At 44.0% G+C, this 1,226-nt stretch carries 1 protein-coding gene; it reads right to left on the bottom strand.

Annotated features, from left to right (window positions below; genetic code table 11):
• On the bottom strand, positions 1-775 hold a 775-nt coding region (locus tag QT974_RS34545; protein ID WP_333472847.1), incomplete at its 3' end, for an NYN domain-containing protein.
• Between the last annotated feature and the right edge of the window lie 451 nt (positions 776-1,226).

Below are 1,226 nucleotides of genomic sequence, written 5' to 3'. Positions count from 1 at the left end.
ACTCGCCAAAGCGTGAAAATGTTTTTCCCTGATGTTTGCAAACAGAAGTTACTCCCTGATATCTGGGGAAAAGGTTACGCATTAGACTGTCAATACAGCTAAACAATGTGCGCTTGCCTTTTTTTGATGCTGTTTTGATAGCTTCTATCAAATACTCAACAGCCTCATTGTAAGTGAGATGAGGCTGACTATTTTTTATCTGCTGCTGACTATTCGATGCTACCAAGCTAGACAATTCGTCTACATAATTAAAATTGTTTTGACCAACAAGGTTAATCACTTTTTGGCTGGTACTGTCGCGCCGTGCAAAAACGATGACTTTTTTACCCGCCGCAATCAAAAGGGCGATTAAACCAGCAAAGTCCCTATCTCCTAATACCAGGATAACTATCTCAGGAGGAGTCTTAATTGCAAATAGTTTAGTACAACCAAACACCAATGCTTTGTCTGCACTATCTTCGCCTGGATCGGGGACATCAACGCCTTGAAAACCCAGCTTTTCTAGGTTATCTTTGGCGATAACTTGATTTGGGTACTGCGAGTTATAGTAAAGTTTTCGCCAATTTAAACGCCCTTTTGATGTGGCAAAATCCAGCAGTAATTCAGCTTGCCATTGCTTTAAGGAGACGTTCTGAATATCCAAAAGTATAGCAACTCGCTGAGACTTGCTTGTTTGTTTGTCGGTGGTTCGATGAGTAGGAGTCATTTTAGTACATCCAGATTTGTAAGTTTGCTTGATGGCGTTTACATAACGCATCTGGCGCACAAGAAGCATTGCTCGATAATTTCCGTTTTGGAAATTATCGAATCTAACAACACTCTGGGCCAGTAACTTTTTTTGTGTTACTGGGGGTGGGTCTGAAGTTGCAGAACTCGCAGGAGTTACCGGCTACGACTGAACGACGACTCGATCGGTCGTAACCAGAACTCCTGCGACTGCAACCACATCCCACAGCTTTGCGCTTTTGGATGCTGATTTCTCAGCCTGCATTCAGCATATGCACTAACCTGTATCTGTGTCAAGTAGTTTTTTGATTTAATTTATTTATGCTTTTATTGCCAAGAGAAAAAAATCGCGCGCCGCCACTGGTTGCCCCTTCGTAAACCCCTCAGGACTAGACTGCTCAACTCCAGCGGGGCCAGGTACTGTTGGTCGTTGGCTTCGCAGAAGCCACACCGCAACACCAACAGTACCTGAAGCCCCGCACAGTCAAGAGCAGGCTAGT

Origin of the sequence: Microcoleus sp. BM001215392, assembly GCF_036700185.1 — a bacterium.
GTDB lineage: Bacteria > Cyanobacteriota > Cyanobacteriia > Cyanobacteriales > Microcoleaceae > Microcoleus.
The sequence above is the reverse complement of the archived record's forward strand: the minus strand, read 5'-3'. Positions and strand labels throughout refer to the sequence as shown.